The sequence below is a fragment of the Vibrio sp. OPT46 genome (genome assembly GCF_015163535.1).
GTDB lineage: Bacteria > Pseudomonadota > Gammaproteobacteria > Enterobacterales > Vibrionaceae > Vibrio > Vibrio alginolyticus.
Genome location: NZ_JADDYG010000344.1, coordinates 1,233 through 1,918, shown reverse-complemented (window position 1 = coordinate 1,918; position 686 = coordinate 1,233). Strand labels below are relative to the sequence as shown.

The window sequence follows — 686 nt, the reverse complement described above, 5'->3', positions numbered from 1 at the left end:
AGCGAAAAAGAACTTCCGCGAGATGCAGCCTGGTGATGTGTATAAGACTTATGCTGATACCTCTGATTTATTCGAAGCGACTGGCTATAAACCTCAAGTTGGTCTTAAACAAGGCGTTCAAGCCTTAGTTGATTGGTATCGCGAGTTTTATAAGGTTTAGGTAGTTAGATGAAAACGGTTGCGATTTCAGCAAATACAAGTTGGTATTTATATAATTTCAGAAGAAACACCATTACGGCGTTGTTGGACGCTGGTTATCAGGTTGTAGCTATAGCCCCTAAAGATGATTATTCACCGAAGCTTGAATCACTTGGAGCAAGCTTTTGTCATATCAACATTGACCAAGGGGGTACAAATCCTGTTAAAGATATTGGTACGTTTTTCTCATTTATCAAAATCTTTAAGAGCGTCAAACCCGATGTGGTACTGAACTTTACTCCAAAGAATAATATCTACGGTACGTTAGCTGGGCATTTTGTTGGCTCTAAGTCGGTCAATAATATTGCCGGCTTAGGTATGGTCTTTATTAATGAAGGCCTTACGTCTAAGATTGCCAGATTGCTGTATAAAATGAGCCAATCTAAAGCAAGTAAGATCTTCTTTCAAAATGAAGACGATAAAACGTTGTTTTTGGAGAACCGGTTAGCGCCATCGTATCTTGTTGATCGTTTACCTGGTTCGGGAGC

1 protein-coding gene and 1 pseudogene are annotated in these 686 nt (G+C 39.7%); both read left to right on the top strand.

Translation table 11 applies throughout. The features are described 5' to 3' along the window. Window positions 1-160, top strand: a pseudogene (locus IQR33_RS33240) (protein CapI); the annotation flags it as partial. Window positions 161-168: 8 nt separating this feature from the next. Then, window positions 169-686, top strand: a 518-nt coding sequence (locus IQR33_RS33235) for a glycosyltransferase (protein WP_322631773.1), incomplete at its 3' end; no start/stop codon positions are given.